Here is a 20667-nt window from a genome sequence, read left to right on the forward strand (position 1 = left end):
CGCCCATGAGTTATATCGAAGCCTCCGAACAGACCGCCCTCCGCAAGACCGGCCAGATCAAGCTGCACGGCGCGAGCAGCTTCGTCGGCATGCGCAAGGCAGGTGCCCTGGTGTCGAAGTGCCTCGATGCGCTCACCGACATCGTCAAGTCGGGCGTCCCGACCTCCGTGATCGACGAGTTCGTGCGCAAGTTCGCGTTCGACCACGGCGCCTATCCGGCGACGCTGATGTATCGCGGCTATCGCTACTCGACCTGCACGTCGATCAACCACGTGGTCTGCCACGGCATGCCGGGCGACCGCCCGCTGAAGGAAGGCGACATCGTCAACGTCGACGTCACCTTCATCGTCGACGGCTGGTACGGCGACTCCAGCCGGATGTATGCGATCGGCCCGATCGCGCGAAAGGCCGAGCGGCTGATCGAGGTGACCTATGAGGCGATGATGCGCGGCATTGCCGCGGTGAAGCCCGGCGCCACCACCGGCGATATCGGCCACGCCATCCAGAGCTATGTCGAGCCGCAGGGCATGAGCGTGGTGCGCGATTTCTGCGGCCACGGCCTCGGCCGCCTGTTCCACGACGAGCCGAACATCATTCATGTCGGCCGCCCCGGCGAGGGCGTGCCGCTGAAGCCCGGCATGTTCTTCACCATCGAGCCGATGATCAATCTCGGCAAGCCGCATGTGAAGATCCTGTCCGACGGCTGGACCGCTGTCACCCGCGACCGCTCGCTGTCGGCGCAGTTCGAGCATTCGGTCGGCGTCACCGCCGACGGCGTCGAGATCTTCACGCTGTCCGAGCGTCACGGCGAGAAGCCGTGGGTGCAGGTGTAACGGGTCGCGGTGTAGCGGCGGCGCGATCAGTAGTCGCTGCGCGTGCGCGCGGCGATCTCTTCGGGCGTGTGGTTGTCGCCGATCGACATCGCGCAGATGCGCGACAGATGCAGGTAGGGCAGCCCGGTCTCTTCGGCCCAGGCGTTGAACTGCGCCTGCACCTTGGCGAGATCGCGCTTCGACTTGACCTCCTCGGCAATGTCGAGCCCGGCATCACGCAGGCAGGTTGTGACGTCGCGCGATGTCACAAAACCGTCCCAGCCGAGGAAGCGCAGCAGCATCTGCCCGGTATTGCCGCCGAGCCGGCTGCCGCGTTTCGCCAGCAGATCCAACAGCCCGATCTCGTCGGATGACGGCCAGGCGGCAAGGAATTTGCCGAAACTGCCGTGCTCGCGCGCGATCTCCTGAATGAAGCGGCCATTGTCGCGCACCGACATGATCTTGGCGCCGTTGCGCACGATCCGCGCGTCGCTCGTCAGCTTCTCCCAATATTCGTCGGGCTCAAAGGCGAGCTTGGCGGGCGCGAAGCCGAGGAAGGCCTGCTCGAAACCTTCCCATTTGGCGTCGATCACGCTCCAGGCGAAACCCGCGCAGAAAACCCGCCTGGTCATCTCGGCCAGCACGCGGTCGTCGCCGAGTTTCGCCAGCGCCTTGGCGCCTGCCGGCGGGTGCAGCAGCTTTTCCAGCGCCTTCGGCCCGCCCTTGCGCTTCTCGGCGCGGGCCCGGATCACCTTGAACGAGGTCACGCGAGACACCTTTCCCAATATGACGAAACAAACATCTGGCGGCGACGAACGGTAGTTCGCTTGTCGCATCGTGGCAAACCGTCGCAGGCAACGCAGCGCCACACTACGAAACCGAACCGTCCTGATGTCGCCATGCTGGCCGGAGAATGGAAGCCCTGTTGGTCACGATCGACAGGAGTGACGATTGGACAAATCCACACGCCGCGGCGTCCTCGGCCTGATCTCGGCCAGCGCGGCAGGCCTGTTGCCGGCGCAACGCGCGCGTGCTGCATCCGAAAGCCGGCCGGTCGACAGCGTCGATGCCTGCATCCTGACGCCGCAGGCGGAGGAAGGGCCGTTCTACGCCGACCCGAAGCTGGTGCGCGCCGACATCGCCGACGGCAGGGCCGGCATTCCCTTGACCTTGCGGCTGCGCGTGATCGAGGCCGGCTCGTGCACGCCGATCGCCGGCGCACGCGTCGACATCTGGCACTGCGATGCGCAAGGCCTGTATTCGGCGTTCCGCGGCCAAGGCGACCAGCACACCATCGACGAATCGAGCAGCACGTTCCTGCGCGGCACCCAGATGACCGACGACGCCGGATGGGTCGCCTTCAACACGATCTATCCGGGCTGGTATGACGGCCGCGCCACCCATATCCACTTCAAGGTCTTCCTCGACCAGAAGAATGTCCTGACCGGGCAGACCTTCCTCCCGGATGCGCTGAACGAGTTCATCTACGCCAACGTGACGGAGTATGCCGGACGGCCGCGGCCGCGCACCACACTGAATGCCAACGATCATGTCGTCGAGACCGCCGATCCCGACCACCGCGCCTTCTGCGCGGTGAAGGAGGACAAGGACCGCTATGTCGCGACGCTGACGCTCGGCGTCGATCGCCGCGCCAACATCGCGCAGCAGGCGCGGCGCGGACCGCCACCGGGGCCACCGCCCGGTCCGCCGCCGGCCGGCATGACCTTCGGCGGCCCACCGCCATTCGGACGTCAGATCAAGGATCGGCTCGCGGCGCTGATCCCCGGCCTGAAGCGCAGCCAATAAGGCGGCGCGCAGGCCTTGCAAATCGCGGCCGGCACGGCAAGGTTGTGGCCGATGCCCGCCAAGCCCGATGACAGCCAGAATGACGCCGACGAGACGCCGCATTATCACGGCCATCGCGAGCGGCTGCGCGAGCGCTTCCATGCGGCGGGTCCGGAGGCGCTGACCGACTACGAGCTTTTGGAGATGGCGCTGTTCGCGGCGATCCCGCGTCGCGACACCAAGCCGTTGGCAAAAGCGCTGTTGAAGAAATTCGGCTCGTTTGCCGAGGTCGTGCACGCGCCGGTGGCGCGGCTGCGCGAGGTCGACGGTGTTAAGGACGCCTCGATCAACCAACTCAAGCTGCTGGCGGCAGCCGCCGGCCGCATCGCCAAGGGCGAGATCAAGCGCAGCGTCGCGCTGTCGTCTTGGAACGAGGTGATCGACTATTGCCGCTCCAGCATGGCGTTCGCCGACAAGGAGCAGTTCCGCCTGCTGTTCCTCGACAAGCGCAACCAGCTGATCGCCGACGAGGTGCAGCAGACCGGTACCGTCGACCACACCCCGGTCTATCCGCGCGAGGTGATCAAGCGCGCGCTGGAATTGTCGGCGACCGCGCTGATCCTGGTGCACAACCATCCGAGTGGCGACCCGACACCATCGCAGGCCGACATCCAGATGACGAAAGCGATCGTCGAGATCGCTAAGCCGCTCGGGATCGCGGTGCATGACCACATCATCGTCGGCAAGAACGGGCATGCGAGCTTGAAGGGCATGCGGCTGATGTGAAGATTGCGCCGTCATTCCGGGGCGACGCGTAGCGTCGAGCCCGGAATCCATTCATACACCGGCGATGCGGTTCGATTGATTCCAGGCTCGCGCTTCGCGCGCCCCGGAATGACGAGAAGGGAGCAGGGGCTCACAACACCTGGTGCACGTCGATCACGACGCGGTCGGCGTGGCGGGCGGCGGAGGCGATGAAGAGGTGCTGCATCAGCCAGCGGTAGTTCTCCGCACCGGTTTCGAATTTCGGCACGGTGCGGAAATAGATCAGCTTCGGGTCGACCGGCTCGCCACGCTTCAGCTTTTGCAGGAGATCGACCGGCCCGAAGCGGATGCCGCGGTTCTCGACATAGACCACCGCACCGTCGTCGGTTTCGAAGGCATATTTGGCCTCGAGGTCGATCAGTTCGTTGGGGCGGATGATCTGGAAGTCGGCGCCGAAGGCGAGCACCTTGCCGTTGACCTTTTCGCCCCTCACCTCGCCGCCGATGATCGGGATGATGCGGCGAACGCCGGTGCCGATCTCGCCGGCCGAGGTCACCTCGCCGATGCGGGCCGTGATAGTGAAGACGTAGCGCGTCTCAATCGCCGGGGTCATCTGCCTAGCCTATCATGCGCTGCGGCAGCCAGGTCGCAAGCAAAGGAAACAGGATCAGGATCACCAGCCGGATCAAATCGGTGATGACGAACGGCAGCACGCCGACGAAGATCGTCGACATGTTGACGTCCTTGATCACGCTCTTGATCACGAACACGTTCATGCCGACCGGCGGATGGATCAGGCCGAGCTCGACGGTCATCACGATGATGATGCCGAACCAGATCGGATCGAAGCCGAGCGAGGTGACCACCGGAAACACGATCGGCACGGTGAGGATCACCATCGCCATCGCATCCATCAGGCAGCCGAGCACCAGATACATCAGAAGGATCAGCGCCAGCACGCCATAGGGGCCGATGCCGAGCCCGGTGAGGAATTCGGTGACGTTCTGCGGCGTCTGGGTGATGGTGAGGAAATAGCCGAAACACAATGCGCCGATCAGCACGGTGAACACCGCGGCCGCGGTGCGGGTCGCCTGCAGCAGCGATTGCAGGATGCCGTCCTTGGTCAGCTTGCCGCGCAGGATGCCGATGATGAAGGCGCCGACCGCACCGACCGCGCCGGCCTCGGTCGGAACGAAGAAGCCGCCATAGAGGCCGCCGATCACGAACAGGAACAATAGCAGCGGCGACCAGACGTCGCGCAGCGCAGCCAGGCGCTCGCTCCACGCGGCCTTCTTTCCCGCCGGCAGGAATCCCGGCCGGGTCACGCCGATGATACCGATCGTGATCATGTGCATGAGGATCGCGAGCAGGCCCGGGACGACGCCGGCGATGAACAGCTTGCCGATGTCCTGCTGGGTGATGATGCCGTAGACCGCGAGCACGGTGGACGGCGGCAGCATCGCCCCTAACGTGCCGCCGACCGCGATCACGCCGGTCGAGAACGACTGCGGATAGCCGAAGCGGCGCATCTCGGGATAGGCCACCGCCGAGAAGGTCGCGGCGGTCGCCACCGACGAGCCGGAGATCGCGGCGAAGCCGCCGCAGGCGGCGATGGTGGCGATGCCGAGCCCGCCCTTCCAGTGGCCGACGAAGGTGTTGGCGGCGCGGAACAGCTCGCGGCTGATGCCGGAGACGGAGACGAATGCGCCCATCAGCAGGAACATCGGGATCACGCCGAACGAATAATCGGTCACCGTGCGCATCGTGGTCTGGCCGACCAGCTTCAGCGCCGGCGCAAAGCCGGTGAGATAGCCGAAGCCGGTGATGCCGACGAGGCCCATCGCCATGCCGACCGGCACGCGGAGCAGCATCAGAGCGAACAGGCAGACAAAACCGATGACGGCGACGGTCTCGGGACTGAGGTCAAGACTCATCGCCGGCTACTCCGCGGTCTTGATCTTGGCATCGTGGATGTCTTCCGGATGGAAGATCAGCCGCCAGGTGCGAATCGCGATCAGCAGCACCGCGGAGACGTCGCCGATCCACGACACCAGGAAGAACGGCCAGACCGGCACGCCGAGGTCCATGGTGACGATGTGGCTGTTGCGGGTATCGATCACCTTGTCGACCAGCGTGTAGGTCTGCACCGTCACCACGAACAGCAGCACCAGCGTGGCGAAGATGTCGATCCAGCGCTGATGGCGCGGCGAGGAATTGGCCCAGACCAGGTCGACAGTGATGTGGGTGCCGCGATAGCTGGTCGCCGCGATGCCCCAGAAGATCAGGATGCCGAGCAGGAATTGGCCGAAATTGTAATAGTCGGGGATCGTGACCGCGAAGAATTTACGCATGAACACCGCGGTGAAGGTGTTGAGCGCGACGACGCCGACGAAGAACGCCGCGACCCATTCGATGGAGTCGATGAAGCGGTCCATGATGTTCTTGCGCGCCGGCGCCGGCGGGCCGGTGATGGCGCCGTCCTGGGTGACTTCGGATGTTGTGGCCATGATTCGATCTTCGTTTCCGACGGCTCGTCCGGCTCGTCATTCCGGGATGCGCCACTCGGCGCAGGCCCGGAATCCATATTCACGATCGTGGTGATGGATTCCGGTCTCGCGACTTCGTCGCGCCCCGGAATGACGACGGGCCTCACATCCCCGCGTCGAACTTCTTCAGCGTGGCCTGCAGGTCGGCGTCGATCTTGTCGGCGTCGCCGCCCGCCTTCTTCACCGCCTCGGCCCAGCTGTCATGCAGCGGCTTGACCGCCTTCTTCCATTCGGCGAGCTGATCCGGCGTCAACGGATAGACCTCGTGGCCTTCCAGCGCCTTCATCTTGACGCGGCCATTGGCCTCGAAATCGGTCCAGGGGTCGGTGACCTTGGATGCCCATTCCGGCGTGCAGTGATCGTCGATCACCTTCTTCTGGGCGTCCGACATCGAATTGTATTTGGCGAGATTGATGTTGTAGGTGAACACCGTGGTGTAGAGCGGCACGTCCATGTGGTACTTCACCACCTTGTCGATGCCGAACAGGAAGATCGAGCCCCAGGGGAAGGTGATCTCGTCGGCGACGCCGCGCTCGATGGCGTCGCGGGATTCCGGCGCCGAGGCCTGCACATTGGTGCCGCCGAACATCTTCACCATCTCGCCGATCGTGCTCTGCGCCGGGCGCACCTTGACGCCGGAGAGGTCGCTCGGCAGCAGGATCTTCTTCTTGCCGTGCAGCGCGCCCGGATCGTGGATGAAGGCGAAGCACAGCTTGGTGTCCTTCATCTCGGTCGGCGCGTATTTGTGGTACCACTCGTTCAGCGCCAGCGTGCCCTTCTTGCCGTCGGAGAAGGTGAACGGAAGCTGGCCGGCGGCCGCGATCGGGAAGCGGCCGGGCTGATAGCCGGGATTGACATAGGTGACGTCGGCGATGCCGTCGCGCGCCATGTCGTAATGGTCGAAAGCCTTGCCGAGCTGCTCGGACGGAAACACCGTCACCTTGATGGTGCCGCCCGAGGCCTTCTCGATGTCTTCGGCCCAGAGCTTGGTCGCCGGCACCAGCGGATGCGCCGGCGGCACCCAGAGCGACACTTTCAGATTGACGGTCTTGTCCTGTGCCAGCACGGGCGCTGCGACCGGCACGACGGCGGCTGCCATCAGCAGCGCCAACAATGTCTTCCTCATCACGTCTCCTCCTCTCCATCACGGCGGGCTTGGCGCCCGGTCTCATTACTTAACATGTTATATATTTCGTCCGCATGTTCAAGACGAAATGCGCCGGCACGGACGCCACGTCGCACCCGGGCCCCATCCCGCCGTCTGCCATCTTGCGTTGCGGCGAACGCGGTTCGAGACGCAGACGCGCCTTGCCAAAACCGTTATATGATATAATTGCCATGGCAAGTTGACGGCGGCCGTGAGCGGGCGGCCGCGAAGCAAGCCTATCGCATCGGGAGGAGCAGGTATTGCGGACAAAAGTAGCAATCATCGGCGCAGGTCCGTCCGGACTGTTGCTTGGGCAACTACTTCATACTTTCGGCGTAGATAACATCATTCTGGAGCGGCAGACCCCGGACTACGTGCTGGGGCGGATTCGCGCCGGCCTGCTCGAGGAAGGCACGGTGTCCCTGCTCGACAGCGTGGGCGCCGGCACCCGCCTGCATCAGGAGGGCCTGATCCATCACGGCCTGGAGCTGGCGTTCGGGGGCGCGCGGCATCGCATCGACCTGCATGGCTCGACCGGCAAGAGCGTGACGATCTATGGCCAGACCGAAGTCACGCTCGACTTGATGAACGCCCGCAAGGCCGCTGGCCTGACCTCGATCTATTCGGCGGCCGACGTCAAGCCGCATGATTTCGACACCGACCATCCGCGCGTGACCTACGTGAAGGACGGCGTCACCCACGAGATCGCCTGCGATTTCATCGCCGGCTGCGACGGTTTCCACGGCATCTCGCGCGCCAGCGTGCCGGCCTCCGCGATCACCAGCTACGAGCGGGTCTATCCGTTCGGCTGGCTCGGCATCCTCTCCGAGACGCCGCCGGTCTCACCGGAGCTGATCTACAACAACCATGCGCGCGGCTTCGCGCTCTGCACCATGCGCTCGAGCCACCGCAGCCGCTATTACGTGCAGTGCCCGCTCGACGATCATGTCGACCAATGGCCGGACGATCGGTTCTGGGACGAGTTGAGGCGGCGGCTCGACCAGAAGGCGGCCGACGAGATCGTCACCGGCCCCTCGATCGAGAAGAGCATCGCCCCTCTGCGCAGCTTCGTCGCCGAACCGATGCGGTTCGGCCGGATGTTTTTGGCCGGCGACGCCTGCCACATCGTGCCGCCGACCGGCGCCAAGGGACTGAACCTCGCCGCCTCCGACGTGCATTACCTCTCGCGGGCGCTGCGCGAATTCTACGACGAGAAATCCTCAGCCGGCCTCGACGGCTACTCGGCGCGCGCGCTGGCGCGGGTCTGGAAGGCGGTGCGGTTCTCCTGGTGGATGACCTCGATGCTGCACAAATTCCCCGACGAGGGCGATTTCGCCGCGCGCATCCAGATTGCCGAGTTGGACTATCTCGTCAGTTCCAAGGCGGCGTCGACCTCGCTGTCGGAGAATTATGTGGGGCTGCCGTTTTAAGCGGTGCCGTAGGGTGGGCAAAGGAGCGCAAGCGACGTGCCCACCATCACAAGCACGGAGCAAGACTGGTGGGCACGCTTTCGCTTTGCCCACCCTACGCTTCGGACCCGCTTTCAAACACACGCACAAATCCCGCTTAAAACTTTGTAGGCGGTGAAAGCGCCGGCGACATCGCGTTGAATGGCGGCAACGAAACGCCATCAGCGAGCTTCACATGACCACCGATGCATCCGTCGTCGATATCCCGGCCGGCTTCGAGCCGCTTTTCCGCAAGAGCCCGCTTACCGAACCCTGGGAGCCGATCTACGCCAGGAAGACCGACAAGGCCGTGATCATCGGACTGCGGCTGGCGCGGCCGCACACCAACGGCCGCGGGCTGATCCATGGCGGGCTGATCGCAGCGCTAGCGGACAACGCGATGGGCTATAGCTGCGCCCAGGCGACGGACTGGAAGACCACCTTCGTGACCATCTCGCTTGCGGTCGATTTCATCGGCACCGCCAACATCGGGCAGTGGCTTACGATCGAGAGCGACGTGCTCAAGACCGGCAGCACGATCTGCTTCGCGCAGAGCCTGATCAAAGCCGACGACGTCACCATCGCGCGCGCCAATGGCACCTTTCGCGTGGTGCCGAAGAAGCAGCCCGCGAACTAGCCAAAACGCCAGTCGGTGATCTCGGTGACGAGGTCGATGAAGGTCCGCACCTTGGCCGACAGCAGCCGCGTCGTCGGATAGACGATGTGGATCGGCACCGCCGGCTGCTCGAACTCGGCGAGTACGATCCTGACCCGGCGCGCTTTCAGCGATTCGGCGGCCTGGTAGAACATCAGGCGCGTCAGCCCGCCGTCCTGCTCGGCATACTGGATCGCGGCATCGGAGCTGTTGCTGGTGAAGCGCGGCGAAACCGCGACGCGGATCTCGCGGCCCTCCTCCACGAAGCGCCAGTCCGGCTCCGCGGTCATGGCGCCGAACTGGATGGTGTCGTGGCTTGCGAGATCGGCCGGCCGTTTCGGCTCGCCGCGGCGCTTGAGATACCCCGCCGAGGCCACCACGATCCGGCGCATGTCGCCGACATGCCGCGCCACCAGCGTCGAATCGGGCAGATGGCCGAGCCTGACCGCGAGGTCGACGCCGTCCTCGACCAGGTTGATCCTGCGATCCGACAGCCTGAGATCGACGCCGACCTCGGGATAGCGCTTCAGATAGGCCGAGACCACCGGGTTGACATGCAGCCGGCCGAAACCGAACGGCGCCGAGATCACCAGCCGGCCCGCGGGGCTGGTCCGCTCGCCCTCCACCGCCTCCTCGGCCTCGTCGACGTCGGCGAGGATGCGGCGCGCCCGCTGCAGATAGCGCGAGCCGGCGTCGGTCAGTGTCACCTGCCGGGTGGTCCGTTGCAGCAGCCGCGCGCCGAGCCGCTCCTCCAGCGCCGCGATCAGCCGCGTCACCGCCGACGGCGACAGGCCGAGCTTGCGCGCCGCCGGGGCGAAGCCCTCCAGGTCGGCCACGGCGACAAAGGCCTGCATGGCGTCGAAGCGATCCATGGGACTATTGCACATTAGGCAATAGTGAAGTGTCAATTGACAAGATTGCTTACAAGCCGGAAATGCCCATGTTGCACGGTGAGGACGACCGCTTCGTCGCCCATGGCGGGAGGCTCAGATGTCAGACGGCCACAGTGACGTCCGGTTCAGTGCGGCGGTCAAGGAGATCCAGACCCGTAAGGGGTCGCGCGAGGCGTATGCCGAGATGGAGGCGCAGGGCGGCACACGCACCGAGATCGATGAGAGCCTCGAAGCCTTCCTCGCCAACACCAACAGCTTTTATTTCGCGACCAGCTCGGCTGACGGGCAGCCCTATATCCAGCACCGCGGCGGCCCGAAGGGCTTCATCAAGGTGCTCGACAAGCAGACGATCGCGTTCGCCGATTACAGCGGCAACCGGCAGTTCATTACCCAGGGCAATCTGTCGGAGAACCCGAAGGCGTTCATCTTCGTGATGAACTATGCCTACCGCCAGCGCATCAAGCTGTGGGGCGAGGCGAAGGTGGTCGAGGATGATCCTGCGCTGACCCGCGCGCTGATGCCGCAGGGTTATCGCGCGCGGCCGGAGCAGGTGATCGTGTTCAAGCTTAAGGCGTGGGACATCAACTGCCCGCAGCACATCCCGCAGAAATTCGATGCGGCCGATGTCGCAGCCGCCCTCGGCTCGCGCGATCAGCGTATCGCAGAGCTCGAAGCGGAGCTCGCCGCATTGAAGGGCGAGCCCGCGCCTGCCCCGGCAGGCTAGAGCGTTTCGAGCGAAGTGGATACCGGTTCGCGTGAAGGAACGCGTCAAAACAAAAACCTAGAGCTTCGTTCCGATTCCATCGGAACGGAGCTCTAGGCCGCCTGCTGCAACGGCGCCCAGGCGAACTCGGGGTAATATCGCAGCATCATGCGGTCGGCATAGGCGGTGAGATTGTCGAATTTTTCGGTACGCGCGCGCAGCGGCGAATCGAAGAACGGCGTCAGGATCCCGGCGAGCATAGCGAACGCGGTGGCGTCGGTGCCGCAGGGCGCATTGCCCATCAGGTACGGCTTGTCGCCGAGTTGCACCGAAAGCGCAAACACCGAGCGCACCCCGAGATCGACGTCGTCGTCGGGCGCGTGACGGCCGAGGCCGCTCAGCAGATAGTTCTCGGCGACGCGAAACTGGGCGTCCTCGCGCAGCTTGTCGCGCATATGATCTGGCGCGCCGTCGAAGAAATGCGCGGGGCCCTTGGCGAAATTGGCGTCGTCGACCCAGCGCGCGCCGACCAGCGCCCAGTAGACGTGATGCTCGATCATGCGCTCATAGGCCCAGGCCTGCGCGCGGGCCTGCAGGCTGAGCGGCGCATCGAAATCGAAGCCGTATTTGCCTTCGACATGGGCGCGGATGAAGGTCGAATCGGCGATGGTCTCGCCGTCATCGGAGATGAACGGCAATTGCCCTTTGGGAGAGGCCGGCGGCATCGCCCGCTCCTTGACGTAGGAGAGCCCGGCCATCTTGAGCTGGACTTCGGTCTTGGTCACGAAGGGGCTGATCTCCGGCAGACCGAAGCCCGGGCCAAAGCCAAAAAGCGTAATCATATGAAGCTCCTGATTGCCTGATCGTAAAGTGAGGCTAGCGTGGCCCTGCTGCCACCATGGTGTCAGCAGTAGTGGCATTCACTGGCGAACGGCGGGACGTGAGCGAGGCGGCGAACCGCCTCGCTGACCCGCTTGACCACCCGCGCGCGGCCATACGACCAGACTGCGACGACCGACCGCGCCAGGAGCGCAATCAGGGCCCAGCGCATGTCGCCGGAGGTGGAGTAGACCGTGATCATTTGTTCCAGCGCGAAGGTCTGCGCGCGGCGGAAACCGAGTTCATCAAGATTCGTCATGGACAAATTCCCTTCACTTGAGGTGTTGTGCTGGTATAGCCCCCGCCTGCTGCCAACATACTGTCAGCAGCAGCGCGGCGGGACGCGAAAAGGTGGCACGCCGAGCGGCCGAACGGCCTGTCGGCAGAGCTGTCAGAGAGTTGCCAAGAAAGTTGCGAAGAGAGCTGCAATGCGACGCGCCGACCGGCTGTTTCAGATCATCCAGGTGCTCCGCCGCACGCGCAAACCGCTGACCGCGGATGCGATCGCGGCCGAGCTCGAGACCTCGAAGCGCACGATCTATCGCGACATCGCGAGCCTGATCGAGCAGCGGGTGCCGATCCGCGGCGAGGCCGGCATGGGCTACATCCTGGAGAAGGGATTCGACCTGCCGCCCCTGATGCTGACACCCGACGAGATCGAGGCCTGCGTGCTCGGCGCGCAATGGGTGGTCGGCCACGCCGATCCGGCGCTGGCGCGCGCGGCAGAGGACCTGATGGCCAAGATCGCCGAGACCGTGCCGGACCGGCTGCGGCCGTTCGTGCTGGAGCCGGCGAGCCGCGCGCGGTCGGCCTGGAACCGGGAGCCCGACCGCATCGACATGGTGAAGACGCGCAGCCAGATCCACGAGGGCAAGAAGATCACGCTGAACTATCGCGACGAGCAGGGCCGCCCCTCCGAGCGCACGATCTGGCCGATCGCGGTCGGCTATCACGAGGCGGTGCGGCTGCTCGCCGCCTGGTGCGAGCTACGCCGCGACTTTCGCAGCTTCCGCACCGACCGCGTCGTCGGCGCGGTCTATCATGACGACAAATATCCGGAGCGGCGCGACCTGCTCAGGGCGCGCTGGCGGCGCAGCCTGGTCTGGGAAGCACCGAGGGACACTTGATGGTGGAAGATGTCGGAGCCGCAGCGGAGAGCCCCTGCCAGGCCTGCGGCGCCTGCTGCTCCTATTCGGAGAACTGGCCGCGCTTCACCATCGAGGACGATTCCGAGCTCGACCTGATCCCGGCAGAGTTCGTCAACACGCGCCAATCCGGCATGCGCTGTGACGGGGACCGCTGTTCGGCGCTATCCGGCAAGATCGGCGTGGCGACGCGCTGCGAGGTCTATGCGGTGCGGCCGGAGGTGTGCCGCACCTGCATGCCGGGCGATGCCGAATGCGCGATGGCGCGGCGCCGGCACGGACTGCCGGCGATTCAGTCGCAGGCGACGTGATCGGAGCTGCGCCTTCGCGTCGCCCGACGGTGCTATTCGCTTCGCCCGAACTCGCAGCCGCTTTTTGCATACGAAGCGCGGTGGATGCCGTATTCGTCACGCGCAAAAGTCGGCTTGCAGAAGGCGGTCCATTTCTCGCGCTCCTTCTCGCGCGCGATGGCATCCAGTCGCTCCTGCTCGGGATCTCGGACCGGGTCCGGAATATAGGTCCAGGTCATCCTGCAGCTGCTGTAGCCGTAATATGCCGAAAAACTGCAATTCCGCGTGTGCACAAACGACCCTGCCAGCGAAGGCGATGCCCACGCAATGACGGCAACGGCCAAAATGAGCTTCCTCACGGGCATTCTCCACTTCCACCCCAGTGTCGCAAAATCGAACACGCGGGACAATCAAACTGTCGCTGAAAGGACCAGTCCTTCCGGCTGTTCGCGTCACCCGCGACCAAATCGCCTCGAAAACCCCGGCCTTTGGCCCCAAGCAACTTGTATCGCGCAACGCGCCGCAGAAATTGCAATAACTGGTCCAGCGCGCATCGCGGGCGCGGCCGCGTCACGATCCCCAAACGAAAATGGCCCGCACAAAGCGGGCCATTTTCTCATCGGGAGCGGTGACGAAGATCCGCGGCCCCAGCCGAGCCGGGACTGAACTAGACCGTCACCGCGTCGGTGACCTCCTCGTCGTCCAATTCGTCGACAACAGGCGCGAAGGTCGAGAGCGGCTTGGTCGACAGCGTGATCGGCTTGCGAGAGCCGTGCGAGGCGGTGACCGCACGAGCCGGCTCGCGTGACAGCGCGTACAGCGTCGAGCCGACGCGGCCGCCGACATTGATCAGCTCGCGCTCGGTGCAGCTCGAGGCGATGGCGAGCGCCAGCGCGTGCAGATGGCTGCGGTGGTAGCAGAACAGCGCCAGCCGCGCCCGGACGTCGGGTGCGACATTGGCGACCAGAAGCGACAGGCCATTGGGATTGGCGCGATACATCTGGCCGAGCAGGTCGTCGGCAACCGGGCAGGCTTCGTTCTCGAAAGCGTCGCGGCTTGAAAACATTTGGAAATCCCCCTTGATCCGGAAGATGCCGCGTAACTCTCTAACGAAAGGTTAACCACGGCCTCCGGTCGTCCACGGAGATGCTTGCCCGTTGCACGCGAATCACATCGGCACGCCGCGAACGGCCGATTCGCAGCTTCCGAGATGTCAGCGAGAGAAAGGGCCGCTCAGTTCGCGGCCATGTAGATCGACAGCCCGAATCCCGTCAGGTGATGCAGCGCCTGGTCGACCCCGATCAGGGTCCAGAACCAGGGATGGCCGGACTCCAGGGTCACACCGAAATGCGAGGCGCAGATGCCCTTGCAGCGGTCGATGATGATGTGGATGACGAAATCGATGAAGGCGACGTACCAGAAGCGAGGCGCCACCACCAGGATCAGCAGCAGCGCGACCGCGAGATGCACCAGGCAGTGCGCCAGCAGCGGCATCGCCCAGCCGGTCTTGCGGTCCTTGCCGATCGCCATCCAGGTGTTCTGCAGCATGAAGTCGGCGATGATGTGCTTCACGGTGAGAAGCAGCATCCATCCCACCAGGGCACCAACCGACACCGACGACGACATGGAGGGAAACGACAAGCTGACGCCCTTTGACTTGAATGAATCTGATCGCAAGAAATCCGTGTCGGGCCGTCAGCGCATCAAACCAAGACTTTCGCAAACCAAGAATTTTCGCAAACCAAGACTCGGCGAGCCAAGGCTTGTCTCATTTATGACATCTCCGGCCGCGGAAATCACCTGCGGCCCTCCCGAAAATCACACCCTGCATCCCCTCAGGAAAGTGGCGATCGTCATGTGGCACTGCGGCGCAGGTTGGATGGGGTTAACGTTACGCCCGGCAGCCGGTTTGCATTCGCTTCCGAGAGGTATATCGTCGTTGGAGGCGTGTGAAATTTTCTTTCCTTTATAGCCATTTACAAATTCACCGGGCAGCGCCGCGCCGGTTCGGCCGTGGCATATGGCATTCCCGGACGGGTGATGGGCGATGAATGCAGATGCCCCCAAGCCATTATCGATTTCCCCGCTGCCGGGGCCGCGCGTCCCGGTTGCCAAGAGCAACCGCGCGCAGATCATCCTCTTCACCATCCTGACACTGATCCTGTCGGCCGCGATCGTCTGGAGCGGCCGGGCTTGGCTGCGCAATTCAGAGACGCTGGTGTTCGCGGTCGGGGACCAAAGCGGCCCGGAGGCGAAGTTCGCGGCCCGGCTCGCCACCGTCTTGAAGAACAATTCGTCGCGGCTGCGGCTGAAGATCGCGCCCAATCCGGATAACGCCAAGGCGCTGGCGCAGTTCGACCGCCGCGACGCGAGCCTTGCGGTGCTGCGCACCGCCGCCAAGGTGCCGCCGCGCGCCCGCGCGATCGCGATCCTCGAGCATGACGTGGTGCTGGTGCTGAGCCCCGGCGGCAAGAAGATCAAGTCGCTGCCGGAGCTCAAGAAGAAGAAGATCGCGGTGGTCGGCGAAGGCGAGAACACCGTCAATTTCGTCCGCAGCGCGCTGGAGATCTCCGACAGTCCCGACGCCGCGCAGCGGGTACAGCAGGCGCCGCCGAACACGCCGTTCGACAAGCTGTTCGCATCTGGCTTTGCCGCGGTGGTGGTGATCGAGCACGCCTCGAAGATCATCAAGGACAAGACCTACGAGCAATATGCCAGGCGCAGCGGCGGCTTCACGCTGAACGCGATCGACGAGGCCAAGGCACTCGCCCGCAAATATCCGTCGATCTCGGAAGAAACGGTCTCGACCGGCATGCTATCGTCCTCGCCGGCGATCCCCGACGACGATGTCGACACCATCGGGCTGGAATGGCTGCTGGTGGCGCAGTCGCAGATGTCGACCACGACGGCGGCCGAGCTCGCCCGCATCGTCTACGAGAACAAGTCCGAGCTCGCGCTCGAGGACGGTTTCGCCTCCAAGATCGAGCCGGCGGCGACCGACAAGGACGCCTTCATCGTGGCCCATCCGGGCGCCGCCCAATACATCAACGACGACACCAAATCGTTCATGGATCGCTACAGCGACATGATGTATCTCGGCGCCGCCGCGCTCAGCGTGATCGGCTCGATCTTCGCCGCGATCTACGCCAAGATCACCCGGATCGCGCCCGAAAAAGCCAGCGAGCTGGCGGCCCGCATCCTCGACATCGGCGAGCGGGTGGAGCATTGCACCTGCGCCGACCATCTCGACGAATTGCAGGACGAGCTCGAGGCGATCCTGCGCGGCGCCGTGGTCGGCTTGCAGGACGGCACCGTCTCCAGCGACGGGCTCGACACCTTCAAGCTCGGCTACGAACTGGTCCGCGACGAGATTGCGCTGCGCCGCGACCACCTCAAGCGCCACCCGCCGGCGCAGGAGGACAATGTCGTGGTGGTGAAAGCCGCGAGCGGGTGAGCCTGACAAGTCGGGCCACACATTCACTGTCGTCCCTGCGAAAGCAGGGACGACAGTGAATGTGTGGCGAGGAAGGGGTAACAATTGTAAGGTGCGCGGAGGCGCGGCAGCGCGATCGAAAGGACCCTCCATGAAGCGCATGCACGTTCACGTTTCCGTCGACGATCTTTCCCGCTCGATCGGCTTCTACTCGGCGCTGTTTGCAGCCCAACCATCGGTCGTGAAGCCGGACTATGCCAAATGGATGCTCGATGACCCCAGGGTGAATTTCGCGATCTCGACGCGCGGGCGCGAGCCCGGGCTCGATCACCTCGGCATCCAGGTCGAAAGCCAGCAGGAACTGCACGAGGTCTACGACCGGTTGCGTCAGGCCGGCGGCGAGGTCATCGAGCAGGGACAGACCGCCTGCTGCTACGCCAAATCGGAAAAGTCCTGGATCGACGATCCGGCCGGCATCGCCTGGGAGACGTTTCACACCACCGGCGAAAGCATCGACTACGGCGACGGCAGCGGCGAAAACCGCGCCCGCGTCGCGCAAGAAAAACATGAAGCGAAGCACGAAGTGAAGCAGGGCGAAACGCAGAGCGCCTGCTGCGCTCCGCAAGCGGCGGCGAAGCCATCGACCGCCTGCTGCTGACGGAGCCGGACGCCGCTCACTTCGATACGCTCACTTAGGCGCGTTTACTTGGACGAGGCATCCGTGAAGCCGGCATCGAGCTGCCGCCCCTCGCGATCCATGTGCAAATAATTCGGATTGAACAGGCCGGCCTGCATCAACCGGTCGAGGTCGGGCACGGCAAGGGTCTTGCCCTTGAGCACGATCAGGCCTGCGGCGCGCAGCTCTTGTAGCGTGCGATTGACATGGACCTTGGAGAGACCGGTGGCATCGGCGAGATCGCCCTGGGTCAGCGGGAGATCGCAGCTGTCGCCCTTGGTGAGCCCGGCCAGGCGCAGCCGCAGCCAGATCTCGCAGAGCAGATGCGCCAGGCGCTCCAGCGCGGTACGCTGGCCGAGATTCATCGTCCACTCGCGCTGGATCGCGGCATTGACCAGGGTGTCCCACCAAAGCGCGGTGGCGATCCGCGCGTGTCGCGCAGCGACCTCGTCGAAGAACTCGCGCGAGAGGTCGGCGACCGACACCGGCGTGATGGTGCCGATCGAGTGGTCCATCTCGCGGAGGATCAGGACGTTGACGTCGCAGATGTCTCCGGGCAGCAGGAATGACACCACCTGGCGTCTGCCGTCCTCGAGCTGCTTGTAGCGACAGGCCCAGCCGGACAGGATCAGATGAACGTCTTTCGGACGGTCGCCCTCGCGCACCAGATCGAGACGCGGGCCGAACCGGCGCACGCGCTCCGACGTTGCGCGATTGAGGATGGCATGGTCCTCCGGCGAGAGCCGTACGAAGTTCTCCAATTTCCGGACAAGCGAAGCCAACAATGAAAATCTCCCGGCGTTTTCATCGGGTAACCGCCGGGCGACGTTCAATAACGTATGTTACATTTCACAGCTATTGAGGAATGTTCACTAGTGTACACACGCGCCAGATTTAATCTGGCGCGACACAGCGGGCGCAGCTCAGACCAGCGGCACGCCGTAATAGTCGTTGACCGCGCGCGTGGTGCCGATGTCGGCCCAATTCCAGTCGCGCTCGCTGCCGTATTTCGGCGCGCCGCGCAGCTGATCCTCGGTGACGCCGGTGACGTAGCCGCCAAGCCCGGTGTCGTATTTCAGCGACTCCCAGGGCAGCGGGTAGTGGTCGTTGCCGAGACCGAGGATGCCGCCGAAGCCGAGCACGGCGTAGGAGACGCGCCCGCTTTTCTTGTCGATCATGACGCGCTCGATCGAGCCGATCTTGCGATCGCCGGCGCCATAGACCGCGGTGCCCTCGACCTTGTCGCTGCCGATCAGATTGCCGATTTCCTTCTCGCCCGTCGCCATGTCCGCTGCCATGTCCCTTCTCCCGTTCAATGTCTCGCGTGTTGCGGGGCAACGGGCAGTCATCGCCATCGTTCCTGCGGCGATTGCGCGCGACGGCTAGCGGCGGCAGTTGTTCGTGGTGTTGCCACGGCCTGCGGGCCCCGGCGATGAAAACCGCCGAGGCCCGTCACCGGAGCGGTCCGCCGCTCTCGGGGAGCAGAGCGGCGAACGCATCGAGGCTACGCTTGGCTTGCCGGATCGTTCCTGCGGCCCGGGACAGGATTTTCGCACAAGCGAATGTCATGGGTTAACGACCGCCATTTGGAAATTGGCCTAGATTGCTGGTTCCCGGCTGGAGGCTGCAGATGAAGAAGAAGCGCAACAGGACACGGCCTCCGGGATCCTTCGAGGATCGCCTGCTGAAATTTGCCGAGGATGCGCGCCTTGCCGCACGCAAATTGCCGCCGGGCCGGGAACGCGACTCGCTGATGCGGAAGGCCAGACAGAGCGAGGCGGTGATGGACGTTAGCGAGTTCCTGACGCTCCGCAAATAACCTGCCCGACCAGAGGGAGGAATTGCAATGATCGATGAAAGATTTGACTCCCGTACGCTCGCCATCATGAACGCCGCGCTCGACAACGTCTGCGGCGGAACGGCCACTGGCGAGGAACACGTCACCCGTAGGCGCGTTGCCAGATACATCATCAAATGCGCCAAGAGCGGCAGGACGACGCTGACCGAGCTAACCGACGCCGGGCAGCAGGCGCTGACCAGGGCCACCGCCGCGGCAGGATGAAAGCGTAAGCCGCGCCTGCCGCTCTCGGCTTTCGTGAGAGGCAAAGACGCATGCGCATCGCCATCAGCATCGGCCTGATCGCCCTCCTGGTCGCCGTCGGGGCATACGCCTATGAAGGCTTGACCGTGACGGATGCGCCGGTGCCGACCTATGGCATCGTCGTGTTCACGATCGGGATTGCGGTGCTGGTCATCATCGGCGTCGGCCTGATGGGATTGCTGTTCTACTCAAGCCGTCGCGGCTACGACGAACCGCCGCACATCGAGCGGTAGTGTGCGCGACGATCCGTAGGGTGGGCAAAGGAGCGCAGCGACGTGCCCACCATCAACGACGTGCTCGTGATGGTGGGCACGCTCCGCTTTGCCCACCCTACGCTTTCTGCCAGTCCCGTCATCCTGAGGTGCGAGCTCTTGCGAGCCTCGAAGGATGAATCGGCCACCAGTTGGGCCGCTTCATCCTTCGAGGCTCGCCAAAGGGGCTCGCACCTCAGGATGACGGCGATAGATTTTTGCTCGGTCTCAACTCTTACTGCGATGCCGCCGCCGGCACCCGCGCCCGGATCTCGGCGATCTTGCGCTTCAGCGCGGCTTGGCGCGGGTCGGGCATAATGGAAGCGCGGGCCTCAGTGATCGCGCCGGCGAGGTCGGGGAGCGGCAGCGCGCCGTCGAACACCGGCTTGGCGAGACCGTCGATGATCGCATGCCAATCGGCGACGCCCTGGCGATACGGATCGCCATAGCCGCGGATCATGGTCGCGGTGTCGACGACGGAAGCGGCGGCGGCCGGCTGCTTGGTCAGGCTGCGGTCGATCATGTGCAGCCAGCGCTCGACCCAGACGCGCTCCTTGGCATAGCGGATCGAGAACATCCGCCAGCGCTTCAGGCCGGCCTCGATCCGCAGCCGCCGGACGCTGAAGCGGGTGTGGGCGGAAAAGCGGATCGAGACCCGGCGGCGGCGCCAACCCAACCTGTCGAGCCCGCCAAGCATGGGATCGGCGACCACCGCCGGCAACGCATCGATCAATTCGTCGAGCCGGAATTGCTTGGTGTCGTCGGCCGAGCGCGCGGTGAAGCCGCCGGCCGCGTTGACCTCGCGCAGCTTGAGCTGGGCAATGCGGATCGGATCCTGATAGGCCATGCGCTCGGCCATCAGTTGCGCGATATCGGCAAACAGCGAATCATCGACGCCGCGACGACCGGCGAAACGCCGGAGCCTGTCGATATAGAGCCTCGCGTAGCTCGTGCTCTGATACTCGGTCAGCAAGGCGATGGCCTCGGTGACGGCGGGCTCGAGATGCTCCGGGCAAGCTTCCGGCAGCAATGGCGGCCCGTCATCGTCGTCGCCGATGATGTCGGCGAAGAGATAACGCAGCGAAGCCAACAGACCGTCGTCATCCGGCACTGCGGTGCCTCCGGGACTGGTCATGAT

General features: G+C 64.4%; 28 protein-coding genes. 14 read left to right on the top strand and 14 right to left on the bottom strand.

Going from position 1 to position 20667, the window contains the following annotated elements:
• Nucleotides 1-5 precede the first annotated feature (5 nt).
• The gene (gene map / locus IC762_RS32885) at nt 6-833 is read left to right on the top strand and encodes a type I methionyl aminopeptidase (protein ID WP_195786224.1); all 828 of its coding nucleotides are present in this window, start codon (nt 6-8) and stop codon (nt 831-833) included.
• Between the two features lie 26 nt (nt 834-859).
• Here map and IC762_RS32890 read toward each other — a convergent pair whose 3' ends face one another.
• The gene (locus tag IC762_RS32890; RefSeq protein ID WP_195786225.1) at nt 860-1579 is read right to left on the bottom strand and encodes a DNA-3-methyladenine glycosylase I; all 720 of its coding nucleotides are present in this window, start codon (nt 1577-1579) and stop codon (nt 860-862) included.
• A 184-nt stretch (nt 1580-1763) separates the two neighbouring features.
• Between IC762_RS32890 and IC762_RS32895 the strand changes: the two genes are divergently transcribed.
• Together IC762_RS32895 and radC are read left to right on the top strand one after the other, a co-directional pair.
• Nucleotides 1764-2618 carry an intradiol ring-cleavage dioxygenase gene (locus IC762_RS32895; RefSeq protein WP_195786226.1) on the top strand — a complete coding sequence of 285 codons (855 nt, stop codon included), beginning with the start codon at nt 1764-1766 and terminating at the stop codon, nt 2616-2618.
• A gap of 51 nt (nt 2619-2669) precedes the next feature.
• Nucleotides 2670-3383 carry a RadC family protein gene (gene radC, locus IC762_RS32900; protein ID WP_195786227.1) on the top strand — a complete coding sequence of 238 codons (714 nt, stop codon included), beginning with the start codon at nt 2670-2672 and terminating at the stop codon, nt 3381-3383.
• Between the two features lie 130 nt (nt 3384-3513).
• Here the strand turns inward: radC and IC762_RS32905 are convergent, their stop codons facing one another.
• From IC762_RS32905 to IC762_RS32920, 4 genes are all read right to left on the bottom strand, one after another.
• Complete coding sequence (locus IC762_RS32905; protein ID WP_195786228.1) at nt 3514-3975, bottom strand: DUF3237 domain-containing protein; 462 nt, start codon at nt 3973-3975, stop codon at nt 3514-3516.
• Nucleotides 3976-3979: 4 nt separating this feature from the next.
• Nucleotides 3980-5296: a TRAP transporter large permease gene (locus IC762_RS32910; RefSeq protein ID WP_195786229.1), complete on the bottom strand. Its 1317-nt coding sequence runs from the start codon at nt 5294-5296 to the stop codon at nt 3980-3982.
• Nucleotides 5297-5302: 6 nt separating this feature from the next.
• Nucleotides 5303-5869 carry a TRAP transporter small permease gene (locus tag IC762_RS32915; RefSeq protein WP_195786230.1) on the bottom strand — a complete coding sequence of 189 codons (567 nt, stop codon included), beginning with the start codon at nt 5867-5869 and terminating at the stop codon, nt 5303-5305.
• Nucleotides 5870-6011: 142 nt separating this feature from the next.
• Nucleotides 6012-7034: a TRAP transporter substrate-binding protein gene (locus IC762_RS32920; protein ID WP_195786231.1), complete on the bottom strand. Its 1023-nt coding sequence runs from the start codon at nt 7032-7034 to the stop codon at nt 6012-6014.
• A gap of 281 nt (nt 7035-7315) precedes the next feature.
• Here IC762_RS32920 and pobA point away from each other — a divergent pair, with 281 nt between their 5' ends.
• Nucleotides 7316-8485 (top strand): 4-hydroxybenzoate 3-monooxygenase, encoded by a 1170-nt coding sequence (gene pobA, locus IC762_RS32925; protein ID WP_195786232.1) that lies wholly within the window; start codon nt 7316-7318, stop codon nt 8483-8485.
• 214 nt (nt 8486-8699) lie between these two features.
• On the top strand, nt 8700-9140 hold the full coding sequence (locus tag IC762_RS32930; protein ID WP_195786233.1) for a PaaI family thioesterase: 441 nt from the start codon (nt 8700-8702) through the stop codon (nt 9138-9140).
• On the opposite strand, the gene IC762_RS32935 is transcribed toward IC762_RS32930, so the two are convergent.
• Nucleotides 9137-10030 (bottom strand): LysR family transcriptional regulator, encoded by an 894-nt coding sequence (locus IC762_RS32935; protein ID WP_195786234.1) that lies wholly within the window; start codon nt 10028-10030, stop codon nt 9137-9139. The two genes, IC762_RS32930 and IC762_RS32935, sit on opposite strands and share 4 nt — an antisense overlap.
• Nucleotides 10031-10148: 118 nt before the next feature.
• On the opposite strand from IC762_RS32935, the gene IC762_RS32940 reads away from it, so the two are divergent.
• Entirely contained in the window at nt 10149-10775 is a 627-nt protein-coding gene (locus IC762_RS32940; RefSeq protein WP_195786235.1) for a pyridoxamine 5'-phosphate oxidase family protein, read from the top strand.
• A gap of 92 nt (nt 10776-10867) precedes the next feature.
• Here IC762_RS32940 and IC762_RS32945 read toward each other — a convergent pair whose 3' ends face one another.
• Together IC762_RS32945 and IC762_RS32950 are read right to left on the bottom strand one after the other, a co-directional pair.
• Entirely contained in the window at nt 10868-11596 is a 729-nt protein-coding gene (locus IC762_RS32945; RefSeq protein WP_195786236.1) for a glutathione S-transferase family protein, read from the bottom strand.
• Nucleotides 11597-11658: 62 nt separating this feature from the next.
• A complete protein-coding gene (locus tag IC762_RS32950) occupies nt 11659-11892 on the bottom strand; it encodes a hypothetical protein (protein ID WP_195786237.1) in 234 nt (77 codons plus the stop codon).
• A gap of 169 nt (nt 11893-12061) precedes the next feature.
• Between IC762_RS32950 and IC762_RS32955 the strand changes: the two genes are divergently transcribed.
• Both IC762_RS32955 and IC762_RS32960 read left to right on the top strand, forming a co-directional pair.
• Entirely contained in the window at nt 12062-12760 is a 699-nt protein-coding gene (locus tag IC762_RS32955; RefSeq protein ID WP_195786238.1) for a helix-turn-helix transcriptional regulator, read from the top strand.
• Nucleotides 12760-13089 (top strand): YkgJ family cysteine cluster protein, encoded by a 330-nt coding sequence (locus IC762_RS32960; RefSeq protein ID WP_195786239.1) that lies wholly within the window; start codon nt 12760-12762, stop codon nt 13087-13089. Before IC762_RS32955 ends, IC762_RS32960 begins: the two co-directional genes overlap by 1 nt.
• 32 nt (nt 13090-13121) lie before the next feature.
• Here IC762_RS32960 and IC762_RS35190 read toward each other — a convergent pair whose 3' ends face one another.
• From IC762_RS35190 to IC762_RS32975, 3 genes are all read right to left on the bottom strand, one after another.
• Complete coding sequence (locus tag IC762_RS35190) at nt 13122-13427, bottom strand: hypothetical protein (protein WP_210338407.1); 306 nt, start codon at nt 13425-13427, stop codon at nt 13122-13124.
• Nucleotides 13428-13735: 308 nt separating this feature from the next.
• On the bottom strand, nt 13736-14134 hold the full coding sequence (locus IC762_RS32970; RefSeq protein ID WP_195786241.1) for a hypothetical protein: 399 nt from the start codon (nt 14132-14134) through the stop codon (nt 13736-13738).
• A gap of 167 nt (nt 14135-14301) precedes the next feature.
• Nucleotides 14302-14655, bottom strand: a complete 354-nt coding sequence (locus IC762_RS32975; protein ID WP_195786242.1) for a DUF3307 domain-containing protein — start codon at nt 14653-14655, stop codon at nt 14302-14304.
• A 37-nt stretch (nt 14656-14692) separates the two neighbouring features.
• Between IC762_RS32975 and IC762_RS32980 the strand changes: the two genes are divergently transcribed.
• From IC762_RS32980 to IC762_RS32990, 3 genes are all read left to right on the top strand, one after another.
• Nucleotides 14693-15040, top strand: a complete 348-nt coding sequence (locus tag IC762_RS32980) for a hypothetical protein (RefSeq protein ID WP_195786243.1) — start codon at nt 14693-14695, stop codon at nt 15038-15040.
• 75 nt (nt 15041-15115) lie between these two features.
• Nucleotides 15116-16522 carry a TAXI family TRAP transporter solute-binding subunit gene (locus IC762_RS32985; protein ID WP_195786244.1) on the top strand — a complete coding sequence of 469 codons (1407 nt, stop codon included), beginning with the start codon at nt 15116-15118 and terminating at the stop codon, nt 16520-16522.
• A gap of 130 nt (nt 16523-16652) precedes the next feature.
• Nucleotides 16653-17159: an ArsI/CadI family heavy metal resistance metalloenzyme gene (locus IC762_RS32990; RefSeq protein ID WP_195786245.1), complete on the top strand. Its 507-nt coding sequence runs from the start codon at nt 16653-16655 to the stop codon at nt 17157-17159.
• Nucleotides 17160-17203: 44 nt separating this feature from the next.
• On the opposite strand, the gene IC762_RS32995 is transcribed toward IC762_RS32990, so the two are convergent.
• Nucleotides 17204-17959: a Crp/Fnr family transcriptional regulator gene (locus IC762_RS32995; protein WP_195786246.1), complete on the bottom strand. Its 756-nt coding sequence runs from the start codon at nt 17957-17959 to the stop codon at nt 17204-17206.
• A 141-nt stretch (nt 17960-18100) separates the two neighbouring features.
• Nucleotides 18101-18463 (bottom strand): PRC-barrel domain-containing protein, encoded by a 363-nt coding sequence (locus tag IC762_RS33000; RefSeq protein ID WP_195790395.1) that lies wholly within the window; start codon nt 18461-18463, stop codon nt 18101-18103.
• Nucleotides 18464-18807: 344 nt separating this feature from the next.
• Between IC762_RS33000 and IC762_RS33005 the strand changes: the two genes are divergently transcribed.
• The 3 genes from IC762_RS33005 to IC762_RS33015 are packed head-to-tail and all read left to right on the top strand — an operon-like array spanning nt 18808 to nt 19511.
• Nucleotides 18808-18996 (top strand): hypothetical protein, encoded by a 189-nt coding sequence (locus IC762_RS33005; protein ID WP_195786247.1) that lies wholly within the window; start codon nt 18808-18810, stop codon nt 18994-18996.
• A 27-nt stretch (nt 18997-19023) separates the two neighbouring features.
• Entirely contained in the window at nt 19024-19239 is a 216-nt protein-coding gene (locus IC762_RS33010) for a hypothetical protein (protein WP_195786248.1), read from the top strand.
• A 50-nt stretch (nt 19240-19289) separates the two neighbouring features.
• Entirely contained in the window at nt 19290-19511 is a 222-nt protein-coding gene (locus IC762_RS33015) for a hypothetical protein (protein WP_195786249.1), read from the top strand.
• Nucleotides 19512-19764: 253 nt separating this feature from the next.
• Here IC762_RS33015 and IC762_RS33020 read toward each other — a convergent pair whose 3' ends face one another.
• On the bottom strand, nt 19765-20664 hold the full coding sequence (locus IC762_RS33020; protein WP_195786250.1) for a DUF6537 domain-containing protein: 900 nt from the start codon (nt 20662-20664) through the stop codon (nt 19765-19767).
• Nucleotides 20665-20667 lie beyond the last annotated feature (3 nt).

Source organism: Bradyrhizobium genosp. L (genome assembly GCF_015624485.1).
In the GTDB taxonomy this organism is placed as follows: Bacteria; Pseudomonadota; Alphaproteobacteria; order Rhizobiales; family Xanthobacteraceae; genus Bradyrhizobium.

Excerpts from the sequence above, each read along its gene's own strand:
- IC762_RS32985 (WP_195786244.1), top strand. The coding sequence starts at position 15,116 with ATGAATGCAGATGCCCCCAAGCCATTATCGATTTCCCCGCTGCCGGGG.
- IC762_RS32945 (WP_195786236.1), bottom strand. The coding sequence starts at position 11,596 with ATGATTACGCTTTTTGGCTTTGGCCCGGGCTTCGGTCTGCCGGAGATC.
- IC762_RS32915 (WP_195786230.1), bottom strand. The coding sequence starts at position 5,869 with ATGGCCACAACATCCGAAGTCACCCAGGACGGCGCCATCACCGGCCCG.
- IC762_RS32980 (WP_195786243.1), top strand. The coding sequence starts at position 14,693 with ATGGAGGGAAACGACAAGCTGACGCCCTTTGACTTGAATGAATCTGAT.
- IC762_RS32960 (WP_195786239.1), top strand. The coding sequence starts at position 12,760 with ATGGTGGAAGATGTCGGAGCCGCAGCGGAGAGCCCCTGCCAGGCCTGC.
- IC762_RS32950 (WP_195786237.1), bottom strand. The coding sequence starts at position 11,892 with ATGACGAATCTTGATGAACTCGGTTTCCGCCGCGCGCAGACCTTCGCG.
- IC762_RS33000 (WP_195790395.1), bottom strand. The coding sequence starts at position 18,463 with ATGGCGACGGGCGAGAAGGAAATCGGCAATCTGATCGGCAGCGACAAG.
- IC762_RS32935 (WP_195786234.1), bottom strand. The coding sequence starts at position 10,030 with ATGGATCGCTTCGACGCCATGCAGGCCTTTGTCGCCGTGGCCGACCTG.
- IC762_RS33010 (WP_195786248.1), top strand. The coding sequence starts at position 19,024 with ATGATCGATGAAAGATTTGACTCCCGTACGCTCGCCATCATGAACGCC.
- IC762_RS33015 (WP_195786249.1), top strand. The coding sequence starts at position 19,290 with ATGCGCATCGCCATCAGCATCGGCCTGATCGCCCTCCTGGTCGCCGTC.
- IC762_RS33020 (WP_195786250.1), bottom strand. The coding sequence starts at position 20,664 with ATGACCAGTCCCGGAGGCACCGCAGTGCCGGATGACGACGGTCTGTTG.
- IC762_RS32955 (WP_195786238.1), top strand. The coding sequence starts at position 12,062 with ATGCGACGCGCCGACCGGCTGTTTCAGATCATCCAGGTGCTCCGCCGC.
- IC762_RS32920 (WP_195786231.1), bottom strand. The coding sequence starts at position 7,034 with ATGAGGAAGACATTGTTGGCGCTGCTGATGGCAGCCGCCGTCGTGCCG.
- IC762_RS32930 (WP_195786233.1), top strand. The coding sequence starts at position 8,700 with ATGACCACCGATGCATCCGTCGTCGATATCCCGGCCGGCTTCGAGCCG.
- IC762_RS32910 (WP_195786229.1), bottom strand. The coding sequence starts at position 5,296 with ATGAGTCTTGACCTCAGTCCCGAGACCGTCGCCGTCATCGGTTTTGTC.
- IC762_RS32940 (WP_195786235.1), top strand. The coding sequence starts at position 10,149 with ATGTCAGACGGCCACAGTGACGTCCGGTTCAGTGCGGCGGTCAAGGAG.
- IC762_RS32975 (WP_195786242.1), bottom strand. The coding sequence starts at position 14,655 with ATGCTGCTTCTCACCGTGAAGCACATCATCGCCGACTTCATGCTGCAG.
- IC762_RS32905 (WP_195786228.1), bottom strand. The coding sequence starts at position 3,975 with ATGACCCCGGCGATTGAGACGCGCTACGTCTTCACTATCACGGCCCGC.
- radC (WP_195786227.1), top strand. The coding sequence starts at position 2,670 with ATGCCCGCCAAGCCCGATGACAGCCAGAATGACGCCGACGAGACGCCG.
- IC762_RS32990 (WP_195786245.1), top strand. The coding sequence starts at position 16,653 with ATGAAGCGCATGCACGTTCACGTTTCCGTCGACGATCTTTCCCGCTCG.
- map (WP_195786224.1), top strand. The coding sequence starts at position 6 with ATGAGTTATATCGAAGCCTCCGAACAGACCGCCCTCCGCAAGACCGGC.
- IC762_RS33005 (WP_195786247.1), top strand. The coding sequence starts at position 18,808 with ATGAAGAAGAAGCGCAACAGGACACGGCCTCCGGGATCCTTCGAGGAT.
- IC762_RS32970 (WP_195786241.1), bottom strand. The coding sequence starts at position 14,134 with ATGTTTTCAAGCCGCGACGCTTTCGAGAACGAAGCCTGCCCGGTTGCC.